The organism is Staphylococcus sp. HMSC072H03, assembly GCF_001809305.1.
Lineage (GTDB): Bacteria > Bacillota > Bacilli > Staphylococcales > Staphylococcaceae > Staphylococcus > Staphylococcus hominis.
On the sequence record NZ_KV796881.1, the window covers coordinates 132,003 to 154,399 of the forward strand.

A 22,397-nucleotide genomic window follows, 5' to 3' on the forward strand; every position below is an offset into this window, starting at 1 on the left:
TTCGCTTAAAGGGTGATAAAGTTGTCTAAAGACAAAGATAATAATGCATTTTATAATCAGTTAAAACATGTGAATCAATTTTTATACAGTGAAAAAGAATTTAAACAAACAGCACATGTGTTAACTATTAAAGAAAGTATTAAACATATGCATCACGCACAAATGGAATCTTTTGAGCATGCAAGTGACTTCTTTAAAAAAGCCAAAGCACGTTTACGTCAAAAAGATAAAATCTAAATATAGAAAGAAAGATACATATAAATATGAATCAACATATTTATATGTATCTTTTTATATCAATCTATAATTAACTTAACGTATAAAGATTTTAATTAACACCCATCCGATTAATAAAACGATGACCATTGCTAATAGTGGTAGAATATAATGCATCATATTAAATGCCTCCTATTATACTTTTATTTAATTTTAACTGTTTATGGAAAGTTTTCAAAATTAAAGCTACTTTTAATTCAAAGTTCTTAATAGCTAACTTTTTATTATTTTTAAAAATAGTTTAAAATAGACATTAATTATAAATTATAGGAGGATTACAATGGAAATACCTAAAGTAACACCATTTTTAATGTTTAATAATCAAGCTGAAGAAGCAGTCAATTTATATACAAGCTTATTTAAAAACAGTGAGATTTTAACAATGGTAAAATACGGAGAAGATGGTCCTGGAGAACCTGGGACAGTTCAACATTCTATTTTCACATTAAATGGTCAAGTATTCATGGCGATAGATGCCGATAATGGTGAAGAATTACCAATGAATCCTTCCATCTCTTTATATATCACTGTTGAAGATGCTATGGAAATGGAACGTTTATTTAATGGTCTAAAAAAAGAAGGTGCTATACTGATGCCTAAAACTTCTATGCCACCATTTCGTGAGTTTGCATGGGTGCAAGATAAATTTGGAGTAAGTTTCCAACTTGCATTACCAGAAAAATAGACACTATGATATATAAAATCCGTAGATGACTTAAAAAAAGCATCTACGGATTTTTATTTTTTTATTTTTTTAATTTTTATCCTGCTTCATACGCTGGATTTGGTCATAATCAGGTGTTGCATATAACGTTTTTTGATTATCATATGTGACAAATCCTGGTTTAGCGCCAGAAGGTTTATGGACATTTTTGATTTCTGTATAGTCTACCGGTATCTGACCAGAATTTCCAGCTTTAGAGAAATATCCCGCAAGCATTGCTGCCTCTTTTATCGTAGTCTCACTCGGTGCATCATTTAAAATGACAACATGCGAACCTGGAATATCTTTAGTATGGAACCATATATGTGATTTTTGAGCTTTACGATTTGTTAAATAATCATTTTGCTTGTTATTTTTACCTACTAAAATCGTGTCTCCATCTGAAGATATATATGTTTGTAAATGGATTTTATCTTGTTTTTTCTTTTTAGTATTTTTACGTTGTTTCATAAATCCTTGTTCTGCCAATTCATCACGAATGTCATCAATTTCATCAACTGTAATATGTTCTAATTGCTGTTCAATATTGGCAAAATAGTCAATATTTTCACGTGTAAGAGCAATTTGAAGATCGAGTTCTTTTTCTCGTGTCTTCATTCGGTTATATTGCTTATAGTAGTATTGAGCATTCACGGATGGTGATTTAGTAGGGTCTAATGGAATCGTTACTTCTTCATTAGTATAATAATTTAGAACGTTTATAGACGCGTCACCTTGTTGAATACGATAAATATTAGCAGTAATGAGTTCACCGTATAATTGTTGTGTGTCTTTATCTTTAGCACTTTCGTATTCGTCTATAAGTTTACTTAACTTGTGTTGATATTTTTGTAATTGTTGTTGTACGAAGCGTACTAGATCATTCGCACGTTGTTTTACACGTTCTCGCTCACCTCTAGCATCATAATAACGATCTAACAAATCATGTAATGAATCATAGATAACAATATCATCCGAGAATTGTTTTAATTTCATAAAATAGAAATCTTCTTTACCTGTTTCATGATTTTTATGAAATACTGGTACGGGTACTTTTAATGTTTGGTCAATCACTTCTTCAAAAGCTTGAGGTAGAGTATCTTGATTCATAAATTGGTAACGATTTGTAATTTCATTTGTAATTAGAGGACTAAAGCCTTCAAACGCATTGAGTAATTGTTTAGCAATTTTTCCGGCATTAAAGTCAACGAATTTGAGCACCTCATCACTTGAAATATCATATGGATTTCGTTTGTTTTGAGTAGGAGGAGCTTCATATTTGAAACCAGGCATCACTGTACGATACTGATTTGTATTTGGCGTCAAGTGTTTAAAGCCTTCTATAATTTTATATTGATCATCTACTAGTATTAAATTACTATGTTTACCCATGATTTCCAATATCACTGTTCGATATATCGTATCGCCAATTTCATCTTTACTTTCAATGTCAATTTCTACTCTACGATCATTACCGATTTGTCGTATTGATTTAACAATACCTCCCTCTAAATGCTTACGAAAGACACGTGCAAACATTGGTGGGTCAAAGGGATTGTCGTACTTTTTATTGGTGAGATGCATTCTTGAAAAATTGGGATGAATAGATAACAATAGATGATGGTTTTTACGATTTTGACGAATAATCATAATGATTGTGTCATTTTCTGGTTGATTAATTTTGTGAATTCTACCTGTTACTAAAAATTGTAGTGATTCTATTATCTTTTTTGTAAATAAGCCATCATAAGCCATAATTTTTTCCACCTTCAGTTTTGTCATTCATTATATTGTAACATGGTAACAATAGAGCGTCATGAGTTAAGTTTATCCTAGTACACTCTATACAACGTAAACAACAATGTGATATCATATTTAAATAATAGAAGAATAGCTTAGAGAGGTCGTAAGGCATGGATAATGAAAAAGGATTACTAATTGTTCTTTCAGGTCCTTCAGGAGTAGGTAAAGGAACTGTTCGTAAAGAGATATTTGACGATCCAACTACATCATATAAATACTCAATCTCGATGACTACGCGTCAAATGCGAGAAGGAGAAGTTAACGGTGTAGATTACTTTTTTAAAACGAAAGAAGAATTTGAAGCATTAATTCAAGAAGATCAATTTATTGAATATGCCGAATATGTAGGAAATTACTATGGGACACCCGTACAATATGTTAAAGATACAATGGCTGAAGGTCATGATGTGTTTTTAGAAATTGAAGTTGAAGGTGCGAAACAAGTAAGAAAAAAATTTCCTGACGCATTATTTATCTTTCTTGCACCGCCAAGCTTAGATCATTTGAAAGAACGTCTTATTGGTCGCGGTACAGAAACAGATGAAAAGATTCAAAGTAGGGTAAATGAAGCACGTAAAGAAGTAGAAATGATGAATCTTTATGATTATGTCGTTGTTAATGATGAAGTTCATTTGGCTAAAGAAAGAATTCAATCAATTGTAGAAGCCGAGCACTTAAAAAGAGAACGCGTTGAAGCGATATATAGAAAAATGTTATTGGAGGCAAAGAAATAATGTTAAACCCACCGTTAAATCAATTACAATCACAAATTAATTCAAAATATTTAATTGCAACAACAGCTGCTAAACGTGCACGTGAATTAGACGAAAAGCCTGAAACTGCATTACTAAATGGTTATCATTCAGCAAAACCTGTAGGTGAAGCACTAGAAGAGATCGCAAGCGGAAAAATTTCACCTGTTGTACCTGAAGAGTTTCAAGCATAAATAAAATTATTTCGTTATCAGTTAAGTTGTTGTTCTGAAATATAAGTTACCATGTATTTCAGACTTTTAAACATTTTTGCAATCTCTGATTCAATTGAAAATGTACTTATATAAGCGTTTTTAGAATCAGTTAATCTTGCGGGAGTAGAACAGTGAATTAAAAATCTGTTCTACTCCCGTGTTTTTAGTTTTTCATCTTAGTTGTGTATAATAAATTTAAAAGTGAAGACTATAAATATAACTAAAGGAGTCGAATCATGAAGAACATTCTATTAGCTGTTACAGGAGGCATTGCTGCTTATAAAGCAATTGATTTAACTAGTAAACTTACGCAAGCGAATTATGATGTAAGAGTAATGCTCACTGATCATGCACAAGAATTTGTTACACCTTTAGCCTTTCAAGCCATTAGTAGAAACCCTGTATATACCAATACATTTATTGAAGAAAATCCTGAAGACATTCAACATATAGCATTAGGTGATTGGGCAGACTGTATCGTTGTTGCACCTGCTACCGCTAATACTATTGCCAAATTAAGTGTAGGTATTGCTGATGATATCGTCACATCAACGCTACTTGCTACAGAAACCCCTAAATTTATTGCTCCAGCTATGAATGTTCATATGTATGAAAATAAACGTACGCAACATAATATTTCTGTATTAAAAGACGATGAATATCATTTTATTGAACCTGGAGATGGTTTTTTAGCATGTGGGTACATTGCAAAGGGACGTATGGAGGAACCTCTTCAAATTGTCAAAATCATAAATGATTATTTTAAAGATAAGAATGAACTATCACACATATCTTATACTTCTTTTGAAGGGAAACATGCTTTAGTTACTGCTGGTCCTACAATTGAAGTAATTGATCCAGTAAGGTTTGTATCTAATCGTTCCTCTGGAAAAATGGGATATGCAATTGCAGAAGCTTTAGCTAAAAGAGGTGCAAAGGTGACGCTTGTGGCAGGACCAACGCAACTTGATAATCCAGAGAATGTAGAAGTCATTCATGTAGAAAGTGCAGAAGAAATGTTTAATGCAGTTACAAGTCGATATGAAGAACAAGATATTGTTGTTAAAGCAGCAGCCGTCTCAGATTATACGCCGGCTGATGTATTGAATCATAAAATGAAAAAACAAGATGGCAATCTTTCTGTCACTTTTAAGCGAACAAAGGACATTTTGAAATATTTAGGTGAACATAAAACACATCAATACTTGGTCGGATTTGCAGCTGAAACCCAAAATATTAATGCTTATGCACAAGATAAATTAAAACGTAAAAATGCGGATGTCATTATTTCGAATAATGTAGGAGATCAGACCATTGGATTTCAATCTGATGATAATGAACTCACTATGCATTTTAAAGATGGACAACGTATTAATATAAAAAAAGGAAAGAAAGTGCAACTTGCACAACAAATTTTAGATGAACTGGAAACTAGGTGGCAATAATGATTGCGAAGGTCATTGTAGATATTCCTTCTAAGAGTGTTGATTTTAAATTCGATTATCTCGTACCTGACCATTTAAAAGATTTTATAAAAGTGGGTGTAAGAGTTGTTGTACCGTTTGGTCCACGTACTATTCAAGGATATGTTATGGATATACAACAACAACCAAGTGAAGATGTCAATATAGATAAATTGAAACCAATTAAAGAAATTAGAGATATTCGACCAGAATTAACACCTGAACTTATCCAATTAAGTGAATGGTTGAGTCATTATCATATTTCAAAACGCATTTCTGTGTTAGAGGCAATGCTTCCAAGCGCGATTAAAGCAAAATACACTAAAGTATTTAAAATAGTCCGTCACAATGATATTGAAGAAGATATATTAAAATACTTTGATAACAACGGATATTATAAGTATAAAGATGCGCAAAAAAATAATCATTTAAATATATTAAATCGTTTACTTGAACAACATTTAATAGAAGAAGAAACCATATTATCTCAACATACAAAAAGAAAAACACAGCGTGCAGTACGAGTTGTTGAAGGATACAATCCAGATGATATATTAGCTTTACTAGAAAAGAAATTAAAACAATATGATGTGTATGCTTATCTTTTAGAAGAACATCATAGAAATGTATTTTTAAAAGAACTTGAAGAAATGGGATTTTCTAAATCAAGTATAGAGGGTCTCGTCAAAAAAGGTTTCCTTGAAAAATATGATGCTGAAATTGAACGAGATCCTTTTGCAAATCGTATCTTTGAAAAAGAAGAAAAACGAATGTTAACCCCTGATCAAAATAACGCATTTCAACAAATTAAAGAAAAAATAGATCACAACGCACAACGTACATTTTTATTACACGGCGTCACAGGTTCAGGTAAAACTGAAGTCTACTTGCAAGCCATTGAAGAAGTATTAAAAAAAGATAAACAAGCTATGATGCTTGTTCCAGAAATTGCGCTGACACCACAAATGGTTTTACGCTTTAAGCGACGTTTTGGTGATGATGTAGCTGTCTTACATTCAGGTTTGTCAAATGGTGAACGATATGATGAATGGCAAAAAATTAGAGATGGAAGAGCACGTGTAAGCGTAGGTGCGAGATCAAGTATCTTTGCACCATTTAAAAACTTAGGCATTATTATTATTGATGAAGAACATGAATCAACATATAAGCAAGAAGATTATCCACGTTATCATGCTAGAGACATAGCAGAATGGAGAAGTCAATTTCATCAATGTCCATTAGTATTAGGAAGTGCGACACCAAGTCTTGAATCTTATGCACGGGCAGAAAAAAATGTATATCAATTACTTACTTTACCTGAAAGAGTTAATCAACAAGCTTTACCTTCAATAGATATCATTGATATGAGAGCAGAACTAAGTTCAGGTAATCGTTCCATGTTCTCAGAAGAATTAAGACAAGCGATTCAAGATAGACTGAATAAAAATGAACAAATCGTTTTATTTTTAAATCGACGGGGTTATGCTTCGTTTATGTTATGTCGAGATTGTGGATATGTTCCACAATGTCCACATTGCGATATTTCGTTAACTTATCATAAGACGACAGACCAACTAAAATGCCACTATTGCGGCTATCAAGACTTGCCTCCTAACTTGTGTCCTAATTGTGAAAGCCCACATATCAGACAGGTTGGTACAGGTACACAAAGGGTAGAAGAAATTTTACAACAAGAATTTGAAGAGGCACGTATTATTCGTATGGATGTAGATACGACGTCAAGAAAAGGTGCACATGAAAAGCTATTGACTGATTTTGAAAAGGGAAAAGGCGATATTTTATTAGGCACACAAATGATTGCAAAAGGTTTAGATTATCCAAATATAACATTAGTTGGTGTGCTTAATGCCGACACAATGTTAAATTTGCCCGACTTTAGAGCGAGTGAAAGAACGTATCAGTTACTTACACAAGTTTCAGGTCGTGCTGGTCGTCATGAAAAACCCGGTAAAGTGATTATTCAAACATATAATCCAACTCATTATGCAATAGAAGATGTTCAAAAAAATGATTATTTAACGTTTTATCATAAAGAAATGCAATTTAGAAAATTAGGTAAATATCCACCTTATTATTATTTAATTAATTTTACTATTGCGCATAAAAATATGAAAAAAGTAATGGAAGCTGCTAAACATGTACATCAAATTTTACTGCAACATCTTTCTGAAAGAGCACTCGTACTTGGACCTTCTCCAGCGGCAATTGCTAGAATTAATAACGAACATCGTTTTCAAATATTGGTTAAATACAAGAGTGAGCCAGAATTAATTCATGCATTACAGTACTTAGATGATTATTATCATGAAGCATATATTAAAGATAAATTATCGTTAAGGATTGATATCAATCCTCAAATATTAATGTAAAAAAAGAGTTGCACCGTTTGCGTTTAACTGCGTGGTGTAACTCTTTTTGTATTTACATGTTACATTGTTACGTTTCCATTTTCATCTGCTGGTCTTAGTAATGTCAGAATCGCACTGATGATTGCAATAATATGAGGAATTCCTGTCCAACAGAATAATAAATGAAGAAGACCAGACATCATTTTACCAGCATAAAATTTGTGTACGCCAAAGCCACCTAAAAAGACAGCTAGGATAATGTAAATCACTTTATTGACTTCCATTCTTTATACCTCCTTAGTCTATTTAATATATTAATTGTCTTCATAATTATTTTAGATATGAAAAAAATTAAAAGCAATTAAAGTTATCTGAGAAGAGTGAAGATAAGACTAAGGTCGCATTTTAAATTGAATTACGTTATAATAATATGATGAATTTTTTTCGGGAGGCGTTCTAAGTGGCAATAAAGAAATTAGTTCCATCGACTCATCCTGTTTTATCTAAAAAAGCAAAAAAGATAACAACTTTTGATGAAAATTTAAAACGTTTATTATTAGATATTGAAGACACTTTATATTCTGAAGAAGCATCAGCTTTATCAGCGCCACAAATTGGTGTAAGTCAACGTGTTGCTATAATTGACATGGAAGCGGAAGGACTCTTGCAATTAATCAATCCTAAAATCAAAACAGAATCTAATGAGAAAATCATTGATTTAGAAGGTTCGGTTAATCTTCCTAATGTATTTGGGGAGGTAGAACGTAGTAAAATGATAACTGTAGAAGCAAATGATTTAGAAGGTCACGAGATTGAATTAACTGCTTATGATGATGTGGCTAGAATGATACTGCACATCATTGATCAATTAGATGGTATTCCATTTACCGAACGTGCTACAAAAATATTGACTGAAAAAGAAGTGGAGGCATATTTTGACAATGAGTAAGATAATTTTTATGGGAACACCAGATTTTTCAACAAAAGTACTAGAGATGTTAATCGCTGAACATGAAGTCATCGCAGTAGTTACTCAGCCAGATAGACCAGTAGGACGTAAGCGTGTATTAACCCCTCCTCCTGTAAAGAAAGTGGCAGAAACATACCATATTCCAGTATATCAACCTGAAAAGTTAAAAGATTCTAATGAGTTAAATGAACTTATGGATTTAAATCCTGATTTAATTGTAACGGCAGCATTTGGACAATTATTACCTGACAGTCTATTAAATCTTCCTAAGTTAGGTGCTGTAAATGTACATGCCTCATTATTGCCAAAATATCGTGGTGGAGCACCTATTCACCAAGCCATTATAGATGGTGAAGCACAAACGGGTATTACAATCATGTATATGGTGAAAAAGTTAGATGCAGGTAATATTATTTCTCAAAAGGCCATCGACATTGAAGATGATGATAATGTAGGATCAATGCACGATAAATTAAGCTTTTTAGGTGCAGATTTATTAAAAGAAACATTACCTTCTATTATAGATGGTTCAAATGAAAGTATTCCACAAGATGATTCAAAAGCAACGTTTGCGTCTAATATTAGCAGAGAAGACGAACGTATCGATTGGACTAAAAGCGCTAAAGAGATACACAATCATATTCGTGGATTATCACCATGGCCAGTGGCTTATACAACTATGAATGATAAAAATTTAAAACTATATCAAGCTCATATTGAAAAAGGAAAAAACGGAGAACCAGGTGAAATTATAGAAATCACTAAGACTGCAATTATTGTAGGAACTGGCTCTTTGGATGCTATTGCATTAACAGATATTCAATTATCTGGGAAAAAACGAATGCTTGCTGCTCAATATTTAAGTGGTGTACAAGATTCATTAGTGGGGACTAAATTAGTATGACACAATCAGTAAGAGACCTTGCATTTCATACCATTCAAGATATTTTAAACGATAATGCTTATAGCAATTTAAAAATTAACGAAGTCATTAACCAATATAATATTGCAACTGTCGATAAAGCATTGTTTACAGAATTAGTTTATGGAACAATAAAGCGTAAAATGACTTTAGATTTTTATTTAAAACCCTTTGTTAAGACTAGAATTAAAGGTTGGGTACGTCAATTATTATGGATGAGTTTATATCAATATGTCTTCCTAGATAAAATACCTAATCATGCAATTATAAATGAAGCAGTTAATATTGCTAAACGTCGTGGTGGCCAGCACAATGGGAACATCGTTAATGCTATACTTCGTCACATATTTAAAAGTGACTTACCGACATTGGAAACAATTAAGAATGAAAAGCAACGTATGACGATTGAGTATAGTATACCAAGATGGATTATTGAGCATTGGATTACACATTACGGAATAGAAACGACACATAAGATTGCAAAATCATTTCTAGTACAATCTGCAAGTACAGTAAGAGTGAATACAAGTCGTACGGATGTTGAAACAATAAGTAAGGAGCTTTTACAAGAAGGTTATCATGTGGATATTGATCAACTCATTCCATATTGTTTACACCTTACAGGTAAACCAGTGATTGAATCTCGAGCTTTTAAAGATGGACTTATTTCCATCCAAGATAAAAGTTCAATGTTAGTAGGGTATTTAATGGATGTTCAAAAAGGCGATACCATATTAGATGCATGCAGTGCTCCTGGCGGTAAGGCTTGTCATATGGCAGAATTACTAGCATCCACAGGCCATGTAGATGCTACAGATATTCATAAGCATAAAATTGGTTTAATTAAAGAAAATATCAAAAAGTTAAAATTAAAGAATGTATCCACTTTCGACCATGATGCAACACAACCATATTCAGAACTATATGACAAAATTTTAGTAGATGCACCTTGTAGTGGATTAGGTGTATTAAGACATAAGCCTGAAATTAAATATGTACAATCTAAGGATAGTATTAATGATCTTGTAGAAATTCAATTAAGTATATTAGATAATGTTAAACATAACTTGAAACCAGGCGGTTCACTTATTTATTCAACTTGCACAATTGAACAAATGGAAAATGAAAATGTAATTTATACATTTTTAAAAGAAAATAAAGATTTTGAATTTGAATTGATGACGCATCCTGTTACTGGTGAAAAAGTAAAAACACTACAAATTTTGCCACAAGACTTTAATTCAGATGGCTTTTTCATTACTAAAATAAAAAGAAAGGAAAGTTAAGATGATAACTGCTGAAAAAAAGAAAAAAAATAAATTCTTACCAAATTTTGAAAAACAATCAATATATTCGTTAAGATATGATGAAATGCAAAATTGGTTAATTGAGCACGGACAACAAAAATTTAGAGCTAAACAAATTTTTGAATGGTTATATCAAAAGCGTGTAGACACTATTGATGAGATGACTAATTTATCTAAAGACTTAAGACAATTGTTAAAAGATAACTTTGTTATGACAACGTTAACTACCGTAGTTAAACAAGAAAGTAAAGATGGAACAATTAAGTTTTTATTCGAATTACAAGATGGTTATACCATTGAAACGGTATTAATGAGACACGATTACGGTAATTCTGTATGTGTAACGACTCAAGTTGGCTGTCGAATTGGTTGTACATTTTGTGCTTCAACTTTAGGTGGTTTAAAGCGTAACTTAGAGGCTGGCGAGATTGTATCTCAAGTACTCACAGTTCAAAAAGCACTTGATGCTACTAATGAACGTGTATCACAAATTGTTATTATGGGAATTGGTGAACCCTTCGAAAATTATGATGAAATGATGGACTTTTTAAAAATAGTCAATGATGATAATAGTTTAAACATTGGGGCGCGACATATTACAGTATCAACGTCAGGAATTATCCCACGTATTTATGACTTTGCTGATGAACAAATTCAAATTAATTTTGCAGTAAGTTTACATGCTGCTAAAGATGAAATTCGTTCAAAATTAATGCCAATTAATAGAGCGTATAATGTTGAAAAATTAATGGAAGCAATCAAATATTATCAAGAAAAAACGAATCGTCGAATTACATTTGAATATGGATTATTTGGAGGCGTAAATGATCAACTTGAACATGCAAGAGATTTAGCACATTTAATTAAAGATTTAAACTGTCATGTAAATCTTATACCAGTCAATCATGTTCCTGAACGTAATTATGTTAAAACACCAAAAGATGATATTTTTAAATTTGAAAAAGAATTGAAACGTTTAGGCATCAATGCAACAATTAGAAGAGAACAAGGCTCAGATATAGATGCAGCATGTGGACAATTAAGAGCTAAGGAACGACAAGTAGAAACGAGGTAATCATCATGCTTAACGCACAGTTTTTCACAGATACTGGACAACATCGAGAAAAGAACGAAGACGCGGGAGGTATATTTTATAACCAAACACATCAACAATTGTTAGTGTTGTGTGATGGAATGGGTGGTCATAAAGCAGGTGAAGTTGCAAGTCAATTTGTTACTAATCAATTACGAGACTATTTTGAAATAGAAAACTTTATTGAATTAGACCAAGCTGAATCATGGTTAAGTAAAACATTAAAAGATATTAATCTCGAATTATTTGAATATGCTACAACGAATGAAGAATATCGTGGTATGGGCACAACGTGTGTATGTGCCCTCATATTTGATAATAAAATTGTAGTAGCAAATATTGGTGATTCTAGAGCATACGTGATTAATTCAAGAGAAATTGAACAGATTACATATGATCATTCATTTGTTAATCATTTGCTTATGACCGGACAAATTACTGAAGAAGAAGCGTTTAATCATCCTCAACGTAATATAATCACTAAAGTAATGGGTACTGATCGCCGAGTAAGTCCTGATATTTTTACAAAGCGCATCAGTTACTATAATTATTTATTACTTAATTCTGATGGACTGTCAGATTATGTAAGAAATCATGAAATAGAAACGTTAATGAATCAGTCTACATCATTAAATGAACTTGGAGAAGCACTAATACAAGCTGCCTTAGATCATCAATCTAAAGATAATGTGAGTGTACTATTAGCTGAAATTGAGGGTAATAATGTATGAATGGCAAGCTAATTAATGATCGCTATCAACTCTTAGATAAACTTGGTGGCGGAGGAATGAGTATTGTTTATCTTGCTGAAGACACTATACTTGAACGTAAAGTAGCTATTAAAGCAATTTCTATTTCACAAAACGAAAAAGATGAAACTATGAAACGTTTCTACAGAGAGGTAAATAGTGCTACACAAATTGTTCATGAAAATATTGTGGAAGTATATGATGTTGAAGAAGATGATGATAATTTCTATCTTATTATGGAATATATTGATGGACCGACACTATCTGAGTATATACATAGCCATGGTCCATTGAATATAGAAACAGCTATTGATTTTATTAAGCAAATTTTAAATGGAGTAAAACAAGCACATGAGCAACGTATTATACATAGAGATATTAAACCTCAAAATGTACTAATTAATAAAGATAAAATTTTAAAAATTTTTGATTTCGGCATCGCAAAAGCGTTAAGTGAGACATCAATGACTCAAACAAATCATGTGCTTGGAACGGTTCAATATTTATCTCCTGAACAAGCTAAAGGAGATAAAACGAATGAAACAACCGATATCTATTCAATTGGTATAGTGTTGTATGAAATGTTAGTTGGTGAACCTCCTTTTAGGGGAGAGACAGCTGTAAGTATTGCTATTAAACATATTCAAGAAACAGTTCCTAATATTACTGAAAAACATCCAAATATTCCACAATCTTTAAGTAATGTGGTACTTAAGGCGACTGAAAAAAACCCTAAAGATCGTTATCAAACGATAGAAGAAATGTATAATGATTTGAGTAGTGTGCTTGTTACAAGCAGATTAAATGAAGAAAAGCATACGCGTATAAGTGATACCACCCAAACAGTACCCATTGATAAAAAAGAAATAAAAAACAAACTTGATGAAGAAAATCATAAAAAAGATATAGCGCAAACGATGCAAATTCCTATTATCAATCATCATAAATTTCAAGCAAGTGAAAATAATGTGTACACACCTCAACGTAAAAAACGTTCTAAAAAGAAAAAGGTCGCTATTATTTTTATTCTAGCGCTTTTATTATTAAGCTTGATTGGGTTTATCGCTTGGGGCATGCTTGGTGATAAATATGCAGAAATGCCTGATTTAACGGGTAAAACTGAAAAAGAAGCAGAAAAAGTATTAAAAGCTTCGCATTTAGAAATAGGACATATATCTAGAGAATATAATGATGACTATCCCGAAAATAAAATTATTAACTCCAATCCTAAAGCAGGAGAACGTGTTAACCAACAAGAAAAAGTAGATGTTGTATTATCAAAAGGTCCAGAAAAGATAAATATGCCTAATGTGATAGGGATTAAAAAAGAAGATGCTATAAAAAAACTTAAAGATCATAAATTAAATCATGTGACAATTAATCAAGAATATAATAGTCAAATGCCAAAAGGATATATTTTCAAGCAAAATATTAACCCTAATGAATCGGTGAAAATTAACGATCATCATATTGTACTGACTGAATCGTTAGGTGTAAAAAAAGTTTACGTCAAAGACTATGAAAATAAAAACTATCAAAATGCTAAAAAAGAATTAGAGTCGAGGGGTCTAAAAGTACAAGTTAAGACGACTAATAGTGATACTAAAGATAAGGATATCATTATTTCACAATCTCCAAAACAGACTGAAGTAAATGAAGGAAGTACAGTAGAACTTATGGTTTCTAAGGGGAAAGATAAAAAAAAAGATTCAAAAGAGGACTCGGATTCTTCTGATGATAAGAAAGATAATCATACGACAAGCGTAAAAAATTATACGGAAACTTATCATATTCCGTATACTGGAAATGATGGAGAAAGCCAAAAGGTAAAGATTTATATTAGAGATAAAAATAATAGTGGTACACAGGTAAGTCAAACATACAATATTCACAAGGATAAAATCATTACTATTCCATTAAAAATTGAACAAGGTGATTCTGCTGGATATACGATTGAAGTAGATGACAATGTTATTGCAGATAAAGATATTGACTACGAATAAATTTCAAATATCAGAATAAGAGTAAGATAGTAATGATAAGTTATTCATCGTTTACTGTTTATACATTAACGTGTATTTTATCATATAAATGATGTTAATTTTAAAAGACAATTTCTATTGAAATAATATAGAAATTGTCTTTTTAACAACTATAATTTTATTATGTAAAGTTAATTTTTTAAGTGATTTCAATGTCTTTCTATCCTTATCTTTATGATGAGGGTATAGAATATATATATTATTAATTCTATGTTTGCTATAATAACGTAAACATAAATACTTAATTTGAGGTGTTAATTTGGAAACAGGACGTATTGTTAAACTAATTAGTGGAGTATATCAAGTAGATGTAGGTGGAAAAAAATATAATACTAAACCTCGTGGTCTTTTTAGAAAGAAAAAATTTTCTCCTGTAGTAGGAGATATCGTTGACTTTGACATTCAAAATGAAGATGAAGGTTATATTCACCACGTGCATGAACGCCACAATGCATTAAAGCGTCCTCCAGTAAGTAATATTGATGGTCTGATTATTGTAATGAGTGCGGTTGAACCTAAATTTTCAACACAATTGTTAGACAGATTTTTAGTGATTGCACATTCTTACAACTTATCTCCTAGTATATTAGTCACTAAAAAAGATATTGCTAGTGAAACGCAAATCAATCATATCGAAACAATACTAAATACATATAAGGAAATAGGATATTCTGTTCAATTTGTAGGTAAAAAAACTGATAAAGTTGATATTGTGAATACTTGGCCCAATGGTCTAATTGTGCTAAGTGGACAATCTGGTGTTGGAAAATCAACATTTATAAATACGTTTAAACCAGAACTAAATCTTGAAACCAATGATATCTCTAAATCACTTAATCGAGGCAAACATACGACAAGACATGTAGAGCTATTTGAAAGAGAAAATGGTTTTATAGCAGATACACCTGGTTTTAGTGCACTTGATTTTGATCATATTGAAAAAGATGATGTAAAGTATTACTTTAAAGAAATTAATACTTTTGGAAATGATTGTAAATTTAGAAATTGTAATCATATTAAAGAACCTAAATGCAATGTTAAACATCAATTAGAAAACAATAATTTAGCACAATTTCGTTATGAACACTATTTACAATTAGTTAATGAAATTTCGAATAGAAAGGTTAGATATTAATGAGACACATTTTTCCTTCTTTATTATCAGTCGATTTTTTGAATTTAAAACATGAAATACAATTATTAGAAGAAGCGGGCGTTGACGGTCTACATTTTGATGTTATGGATGGTCAATTTGTACCTAATATATCAATTGGATTACCCATATTAGATGCAGTAAGATCAACTACACAATTACCAATTGATGTACACCTCATGATTGAGAATCCTGAAAACTATATTGAGACATTTGCAAAACATGGTGCAGACATGATTTCAGTCCATATTGAATCAACCCCTCATATTCATCGTGCTATTCAACTTATCAAAAGTCTAGATAAAAAAGCAGGTGTAGTAATTAATCCTGGCACCCCTGTAGATAGGGTCGTACCTGTTCTTTCCATGGTGGATTATGTTTTAGTAATGACGGTTAATCCTGGTTTCGGTGGACAAACATTTATCGACATGTGTGCTTCAAAAATTAAGTTATTAAATGATTTGAAGTCATCTTTTAATTTAAATTTTAATATTGAAGTCGATGGCGGTATAAATGATAAAACGATAGATATTTGTGCAAAACATGGGGCTAACCTTTTTGTTACAGGTTCATACTTTTTTAACCATGATGATTATAAAACAGTGACTAAAATATTGAGAGGTTGAGATAATGAAAATTAATTTACTATGTGGAGATCGTCATTTACCACCTCATATTTTTTCAAAATTATCAACTGAACCTTGGGGTGGAATAGATCGTGGGACTTTAATTCTTTCTGAACACAGTATTGTACCTGTTTTTTCAGTGGGCGATTTTGACTCCGTCAATGATGAAGAAAGAGAAATTTTAAAAAAAACATTAAATATTCATCCAGTTAAAGCTGAAAAAGATGACACTGATTTAGCATTAGGCGTAGAACAAGCTATTCAAAAGGGATATACAGAAATAGATATCTACGGAGCAACGGGTGGAAGATTAGATCATTTTATGGGAACATTACAAATTCTTTTCAAGTCAGACTATATAAAAAAAGAAATTATAATTAAAGTAATAGATAAGCAAAATGAAATCATGCTACTTAATACCGGAACACATCAACTTCATAAATCTGATAAATATCAATATGTTTCATTTATTCCAGTAAATGGAGAAGTGATATTATCTTTATCTGGGTTTAAATATAATTTAAATCATCAGCACTTAGAAATAGGCTCTACACTGACAATTTCTAATGAAGTCAATCGATCAATGGCAATTATCGAAGTTGAAAAAGGTCAAGTACTGCAAATGAGAAGTAGAGATTTAGAGTAATAAAAAAATGCCTTCACCACATATGAAGGCATTTTTAGTGCATTATATTTATTAAACTCTAGTAACTTTACCAGATTTTAAAGCACGAGCAGAAACCCAAACTTTTTTAGGTTTACCGTCAACTAAAATTCTAACTTTTTGAAGGTTAGCGTTAAATCTGCGTTTGTTCGCATTTAAAGCGTGTGAACGATTATTACCAGTCGTAGCTTTACGACCTGTTACGTAACATTGTTTACCCATCAAAGTACCTCCTTTAATAAATATAAATACACTTAACTACTTATATACTTAAATAAGATACCATATATCAATATTTAAAGCAATAAAATCATATGTAATTTATGTTAATTGTTTTGAAAATGTAAATCTATGGTATAATTAACTATTGTGGAGTTATTATAATATATTTTTATGTAGATTGGCTTATTTATAAAATAGTTATCTTTATCATATATGTATACATCATTTATTAAATATGATTTTAACCATAATTCAGGAGGATAATGAAGATGACATTAGAAATCTTAAATGACTATGGCAAAATTGATATCTCAAATGAGGTCATTGCTTCTGTTGTAGGAAGTAAAGCTGTAGAAAGTTATGGCATTGTTGGCATGGCATCTAGACAACAAGTAAGAGACGGTATTGCTGAAATATTAGGACATGAGAATTATGCTAAAGGCATTGTTGTTAAAGAAGATAATGGTGTGATTGATATAGATATGTACATCATTGTAAGTTATGGTGTCAAAATTTCTGAAGTAGCTAACAATGTACAATCATCAGTAAAATATACACTCGAAAGTTCACTTAATATTAAAGTGAATTCTATTAATATTTTTGTACAAGGTGTAAGACTTAATAACAAGGGCAAGAAGGTATAGGAGGACAAAGCACGATGATTAGCAAAATTAATGGTAAATTATTTGCCGATATGATTATACAAGGGGCACACAATTTATCTAATAATGCAGATTTAGTTGATTCCCTTAATGTATACCCGGTACCTGATGGTGATACAGGAACAAATATGAATTTAACAATTACCTCAGGTCGCGAAGAAGTTGAAAATAATTTATCTCAAAGTATTGGTGAATTAGGTAAAACTTTTTCTAAAGGACTTTTAATGGGAGCACGTGGTAACTCTGGTGTTATTTTATCTCAATTATTTAGAGGATTTTGCAAAAATATTGAAGATGAAAAGGAGATTAATGCTCAACAATTTGCTAGTAGTTTTCAAGCAGGTGTAGATACAGCTTATAAAGCAGTCATGAAACCAGTTGAGGGAACTATTTTGACTGTTGCCAAAGATGCAGCAAGTGCAGCTATGACTAAAGCAGAAGAAACAGATGACTGCATCGAAGTAATGGAATATACAATCGAAAAAGCTGAGCAATCTTTAAATAATACGCCAAATTTATTAGCAGTTTTAAAAGAAGTAGGCGTAGTGGATAGTGGCGGTAAAGGTTTATTATGTGTCTACGAAGGCTTTTTAAAAGGACTAAAAGGCGAAAAAGTTGAAGCTAACAAACAAAAATTAGACACAGAAGATTTGGTTCATGAAGAACATGATTTTCATGGGGTTATTAATACAGAAGATATTAAGTACGGTTATTGTACTGAAATGATGGTACGCTTTGGAAAAGATAAAAAAGAATTTAATGAACAAACATTCAGAAATGATATGAGCGAATTTGGTGATTCATTATTAGTTATTAATGATGATGAAATAGTTAAAGTCCATGTACATACAGAAACACCAGGTGAAGTGTTCAATTATGGACAACAATATGGTGAACTTATTAAATTAAAAGTAGAAAATATGCGTGAACAACATCGTGAAGTAATTAGAAAAGAACAAAGTCATCAACAAGCAACAGCTTCGCAACAACCTAAAACAGTTGAAACAGCAGTAATTGCCATTTCAATGGGTGAAGGTATCTCTGAGTTGTTCACTTCAATGGGTGCGACACACATTATTAGTGGTGGGCAAACAATGAATCCTTCTACAGAGGATATTGTTAAGGTGATTGAACAGTCTGAATGCCAGCGTGCAATTATCTTACCAAATAACAAAAATATTAGAATGTCTAGTGATCAAGCAGCACAACTTGTTAAAGCTGACACAGTAGTCATTCCAACTACATCTATTCCTCAAGGTATTGCAGCACTTTTCCAATATGATGTTGCATCTACGTTAGAAGAAAATGCGTCTCATATGAATACAGCGTTAGAAACAGTTAAATCTGGATCAATTACATTTGCTGTCAGAGATACTAAGATTGATGGTGTAGATATTAAAAAAGATGAATTTATGGGATTAGCTGAAAGTAAAATTGTGACTAGTAATGCAGATGAATTTAAAACTATTACTGGCTTATTAAGTACATTGTTAAATGAAGAAAGTGAAATATTAACAGTGATAACTGGTGAAGATGCACAATCTGATATGACAACTCAATTAGAAGAATGGATAGAAAATGAATATCCAGATGTTGAAATAGAAATCCATAAAGGTGATCAACCAATTTATCCATATTTATTTGCTGTAGAATAAAGTGAGATTTAATAGTGGGAGTGATAACGATGAAATAATTGTCGTTGTCACTCCCCATTTTATATTTAAGAAAATTATTGAAAAATATGACAATGGAGAGCTTAATTTAATAGATTTTTCAAGACATAATGACCAATCAATATATAGTAAAATAGAAAGATATGCTATCAGTAATGAACTGTAAAATAGAGGAAGATATAACAATTAAGAAGATATCTAATACTCAAAGAGTGATTAAAAATATCATATAATTCAGCAGTAATAATAACTGGGAATATATGTATAAATCGTTCTTGATTTGGACCTTGATGAAATATAAAATATTTCGTACTTCTAAAATTTAAATAAGATGAAGAGCTAATGCAAAATCAATTAAAATAGATTGAAACATTGTAGGATCTCTTTTTATTGGTTAAGTATGATAATTGATATTAGTGTTAAAAGTGAATGTTGTACGTTTATACGTTTAAATGAAGCGAGTGATATTCATTTGTCGAGTGAGCTATAGTAAGATGGTATCACTAAATATTTATAATAAACGTGATAAAATATAAATAAGATTAAAAATATTAGGTGAGAAATAATGTCGAAAGTTAGTTTAATTGAAAGTCCATATCCGCTTCAATCTATAAAAGGACTTGGACCAAAGAGAATTGCTTTACTACATGAATTAAACATTCACACAATAGAAGATTTAGTGTTATATTTACCAACACGTTATGAAGATAATACTGTCGTAGATTTAAACTTAGCTGAAGATCAATCTACTGTGACAGTAGCAGGAGAAATTTATTCTGTACCCACGGTAGCCTTTTTTGGCCGGAATAAATCAAAATTAACTGTCCATTTAATGATTGATAATATCGCAGTTAAATGTGTATTTTTTAATCAACCGTATTTAAAAAAGAAAATTGAGTTAAATCAAATAGTAACAATAAAAGGTAAATGGAATCGTGCTAAACAAGAAATTAATGGCAATCGTATTTTTTTTAATGACACTCATACCTCTACTGAAGAAGTGAGATTAGAACCGGTATATCGACTTAAAGAAGGTATTAAACAAAAACAGATGCGTGATATGATTCATCAATCTCTTAATGATGTCACTATACATGAATGGATTACAGAGGAATTAAGACAAAAGTACAAATTGGAATTACTAGATTATACTATTAAAACGTTGCATCTACCTAAAGATAAACAAGCGCTTATGCGTGCGAGACGTACATATGCTTTTACTGAATTATTTATGTTTGAACTACGTATGCAATGGTTAAATCGCGTAGAAAAAGCTTCAGATGAAGCCATTGAAATTAATTATGATATTAATAAAGTAAAGTCATTTATCCAGTCGTTACCTTTTGAATTAACAGATGCACAGAAATCGAGCGTTAATGAAATATTTAGAGATTTGAAAGCGCCAATACGCATGCATCGTTTATTACAAGGTGATGTTGGGTCAGGGAAAACAGTTGTAGCAGCAATTTGTATGTATGCACTCAAAACTGCTGGATATCAATCTGCACTGATGGTACCTACAGAAATTTTGGCTGAACAACATGCAAACAGTTTAACAGAACTTTTCGGTGACCATATGAATGTGGCTTTAATAACTGGATCGGTAAAAGGAAAAAAAAGACGTGTATTGCTAGAACAATTAGAGAATGGAACGATCGATTGTTTAATTGGTACACATGCATTGATTCAAGATGATGTACAATTTAAAAATGTAGGGTTAGTGATTACTGATGAACAGCATCGTTTTGGTGTGAATCAACGTCAATTACTAAGAGAAAAAGGTGCTATGACCAACGTATTGTTTATGACTGCGACGCCTATACCGAGAACGTTAGCCATTTCAGTATTTGGAGAAATGGATGTGTCCTCAATTAAACAACTACCTAAAGGTCGAAAGCCAATTATTACACATTGGGCGAAACATGAACAGTATGACCAAGTGTTAGCTCAAATGACAAGCGAACTAAAAAAAGGACGCCAAGCCTATGTGATTTGTCCACTAATTGAAAGTTCTGAACATCTAGAAGATGTACAAAATGTTGTTGAACTTTTTGAGTCACTACAAGAATTTTATGGTAAAACACATGTAGGTTTATTACATGGGAAAATGTCAGCAGACGAAAAAGATGATGTAATGGCACGTTTTAGTCATCATGATATTGATATCTTAGTGTCGACAACCGTAGTTGAAGTAGGCGTTAATGTTCCTAATGCTACATTCATGATGATTTATGATGCTGATCGCTTTGGATTATCTACATTACATCAACTTAGAGGTCGTGTTGGACGTAGTGAACATCAAAGTTATTGTGTATTAATTGCATCACCTAAAACAGAAACTGGCATAGAAAGAATGACCATTATGACACAAACTACAGATGGATTTGAATTAAGTGAACGTGACTTAGAAATGAGAGGCCCTGGTGATTTCTTTGGAGTTAAACAAAGCGGGTTACCAGATTTTATGGTTGCTAATATAGTAGAAGATTATCGTATGCTAGAAGTAGCTCGTGATGAGGCTGCAGAACTCATTCAATCCGGGGAGTTCTTTACTGAGAAATATGAACGTTTAAGAGCATTTATCAACGACCATTTACTTAACATAAGTTTTGATTAACATCAGTAAACTGATATTTAATTCAAATTATTTATTATATGAACATGTAATATTTGTTGAGGATAATAAATAGAAAGTGTTATGATATGTGAGGAATGATTAAGACTTGGTACTAA

At 31.5% G+C, this 22,397-nt stretch carries 21 protein-coding genes; 18 read left to right on the forward strand and 3 right to left on the reverse strand.

Features of this window, described 5'->3' with window-relative positions:
* The first annotated feature begins 12 nt into the window (after nt 1-12).
* Together HMPREF2578_RS03555 and HMPREF2578_RS03560 are read left to right on the forward strand one after the other, a co-directional pair.
* Complete coding sequence (locus HMPREF2578_RS03555) at nt 13-237, forward strand: hypothetical protein (protein ID WP_231451764.1); 225 nt, start codon at nt 13-15, stop codon at nt 235-237.
* A gap of 319 nt (nt 238-556) precedes the next feature.
* Entirely contained in the window at nt 557-961 is a 405-nt protein-coding gene (locus tag HMPREF2578_RS03560; protein ID WP_017174564.1) for a VOC family protein, read from the forward strand.
* A gap of 69 nt (nt 962-1,030) precedes the next feature.
* On the opposite strand, the gene HMPREF2578_RS03565 is transcribed toward HMPREF2578_RS03560, so the two are convergent.
* The gene (locus HMPREF2578_RS03565) at nt 1,031-2,734 is read right to left on the reverse strand and encodes an Rqc2 family fibronectin-binding protein (RefSeq protein WP_019835569.1); all 1,704 of its coding nucleotides are present in this window, start codon (nt 2,732-2,734) and stop codon (nt 1,031-1,033) included.
* A 158-nt stretch (nt 2,735-2,892) separates the two neighbouring features.
* Here HMPREF2578_RS03565 and gmk point away from each other — a divergent pair, with 158 nt between their 5' ends.
* The 4 genes from gmk (at nt 2,893) to priA (ending at nt 7,602) form a co-directional block, all read left to right on the forward strand.
* Entirely contained in the window at nt 2,893-3,516 is a 624-nt protein-coding gene (gene gmk / locus HMPREF2578_RS03570; protein ID WP_002448723.1) for a guanylate kinase, read from the forward strand.
* On the forward strand, nt 3,516-3,728 hold the full coding sequence (gene rpoZ, locus HMPREF2578_RS03575; RefSeq protein WP_002448867.1) for a DNA-directed RNA polymerase subunit omega: 213 nt from the start codon (nt 3,516-3,518) through the stop codon (nt 3,726-3,728). The genes gmk and rpoZ overlap by 1 nt, the downstream gene beginning before the upstream one ends.
* Before the next feature lie 257 nt (nt 3,729-3,985).
* Nucleotides 3,986-5,194, forward strand: coding sequence for a bifunctional phosphopantothenoylcysteine decarboxylase/phosphopantothenate--cysteine ligase CoaBC (coaBC, locus tag HMPREF2578_RS03580; protein ID WP_017174566.1), 1,209 nt, complete (start codon nt 3,986-3,988; stop codon nt 5,192-5,194).
* On the forward strand, nt 5,194-7,602 hold the full coding sequence (priA, locus tag HMPREF2578_RS03585) for a primosomal protein N' (protein ID WP_017174567.1): 2,409 nt from the start codon (nt 5,194-5,196) through the stop codon (nt 7,600-7,602). The genes coaBC and priA overlap by 1 nt, the downstream gene beginning before the upstream one ends.
* A gap of 59 nt (nt 7,603-7,661) precedes the next feature.
* Here priA and HMPREF2578_RS03590 read toward each other — a convergent pair whose 3' ends face one another.
* Complete coding sequence (locus HMPREF2578_RS03590; protein ID WP_002448731.1) at nt 7,662-7,865, reverse strand: TM2 domain-containing protein; 204 nt, start codon at nt 7,863-7,865, stop codon at nt 7,662-7,664.
* Between the two features lie 176 nt (nt 7,866-8,041).
* Here HMPREF2578_RS03590 and HMPREF2578_RS03595 point away from each other — a divergent pair, with 176 nt between their 5' ends.
* The 9 genes from HMPREF2578_RS03595 (at nt 8,042) to HMPREF2578_RS03635 (ending at nt 17,089) form a co-directional block, all read left to right on the forward strand.
* A complete protein-coding gene (locus HMPREF2578_RS03595; RefSeq protein ID WP_017174568.1) occupies nt 8,042-8,530 on the forward strand; it encodes a peptide deformylase in 489 nt (162 codons plus the stop codon).
* Nucleotides 8,523-9,455: a methionyl-tRNA formyltransferase gene (gene fmt, locus HMPREF2578_RS03600; protein WP_025987215.1), complete on the forward strand. Its 933-nt coding sequence runs from the start codon at nt 8,523-8,525 to the stop codon at nt 9,453-9,455. Before HMPREF2578_RS03595 ends, fmt begins: the two co-directional genes overlap by 8 nt.
* Nucleotides 9,452-10,759 carry a 16S rRNA (cytosine(967)-C(5))-methyltransferase RsmB gene (gene rsmB, locus HMPREF2578_RS03605; RefSeq protein ID WP_017174570.1) on the forward strand — a complete coding sequence of 436 codons (1,308 nt, stop codon included), beginning with the start codon at nt 9,452-9,454 and terminating at the stop codon, nt 10,757-10,759. The genes fmt and rsmB overlap by 4 nt, the downstream gene beginning before the upstream one ends.
* A 1-nt stretch (nt 10,760) precedes the next feature.
* Nucleotides 10,761-11,855 carry a dual-specificity RNA methyltransferase RlmN gene (gene rlmN, locus HMPREF2578_RS03610; RefSeq protein WP_017174571.1) on the forward strand — a complete coding sequence of 365 codons (1,095 nt, stop codon included), beginning with the start codon at nt 10,761-10,763 and terminating at the stop codon, nt 11,853-11,855.
* Nucleotides 11,856-11,860: 5 nt separating this feature from the next.
* Complete coding sequence (locus tag HMPREF2578_RS03615) at nt 11,861-12,604, forward strand: Stp1/IreP family PP2C-type Ser/Thr phosphatase (protein WP_019835576.1); 744 nt, start codon at nt 11,861-11,863, stop codon at nt 12,602-12,604.
* Nucleotides 12,601-14,625: a Stk1 family PASTA domain-containing Ser/Thr kinase gene (gene pknB / locus HMPREF2578_RS03620; RefSeq protein WP_048762376.1), complete on the forward strand. Its 2,025-nt coding sequence runs from the start codon at nt 12,601-12,603 to the stop codon at nt 14,623-14,625. Before HMPREF2578_RS03615 ends, pknB begins: the two co-directional genes overlap by 4 nt.
* Before the next feature lie 298 nt (nt 14,626-14,923).
* Nucleotides 14,924-15,799, forward strand: a complete 876-nt coding sequence (gene rsgA / locus HMPREF2578_RS03625; protein ID WP_017174574.1) for a ribosome small subunit-dependent GTPase A — start codon at nt 14,924-14,926, stop codon at nt 15,797-15,799.
* Nucleotides 15,799-16,443, forward strand: a complete 645-nt coding sequence (gene rpe, locus HMPREF2578_RS03630; RefSeq protein WP_017174575.1) for a ribulose-phosphate 3-epimerase — start codon at nt 15,799-15,801, stop codon at nt 16,441-16,443. The genes rsgA and rpe overlap by 1 nt, the downstream gene beginning before the upstream one ends.
* 4 nt (nt 16,444-16,447) lie before the next feature.
* Nucleotides 16,448-17,089, forward strand: a complete 642-nt coding sequence (locus HMPREF2578_RS03635) for a thiamine diphosphokinase (protein ID WP_017174576.1) — start codon at nt 16,448-16,450, stop codon at nt 17,087-17,089.
* A gap of 51 nt (nt 17,090-17,140) precedes the next feature.
* On the opposite strand, the gene rpmB is transcribed toward HMPREF2578_RS03635, so the two are convergent.
* Nucleotides 17,141-17,329 carry a 50S ribosomal protein L28 gene (gene rpmB / locus HMPREF2578_RS03640; protein ID WP_002448748.1) on the reverse strand — a complete coding sequence of 63 codons (189 nt, stop codon included), beginning with the start codon at nt 17,327-17,329 and terminating at the stop codon, nt 17,141-17,143.
* A gap of 269 nt (nt 17,330-17,598) precedes the next feature.
* Here rpmB and HMPREF2578_RS03645 point away from each other — a divergent pair, with 269 nt between their 5' ends.
* The 3 genes from HMPREF2578_RS03645 (at nt 17,599) to recG (ending at nt 22,281) form a co-directional block, all read left to right on the forward strand.
* Entirely contained in the window at nt 17,599-17,973 is a 375-nt protein-coding gene (locus HMPREF2578_RS03645) for an Asp23/Gls24 family envelope stress response protein (RefSeq protein WP_002448841.1), read from the forward strand.
* Between the two features lie 14 nt (nt 17,974-17,987).
* The gene (gene fakA / locus HMPREF2578_RS03650; protein ID WP_017174577.1) at nt 17,988-19,646 is read left to right on the forward strand and encodes a fatty acid kinase catalytic subunit FakA; all 1,659 of its coding nucleotides are present in this window, start codon (nt 17,988-17,990) and stop codon (nt 19,644-19,646) included.
* Between the two features lie 583 nt (nt 19,647-20,229).
* Nucleotides 20,230-22,281 (forward strand): ATP-dependent DNA helicase RecG, encoded by a 2,052-nt coding sequence (recG, locus tag HMPREF2578_RS03655; protein ID WP_017174578.1) that lies wholly within the window; start codon nt 20,230-20,232, stop codon nt 22,279-22,281.
* The last annotated feature ends 116 nt before the right edge of the window (nt 22,282-22,397 follow it).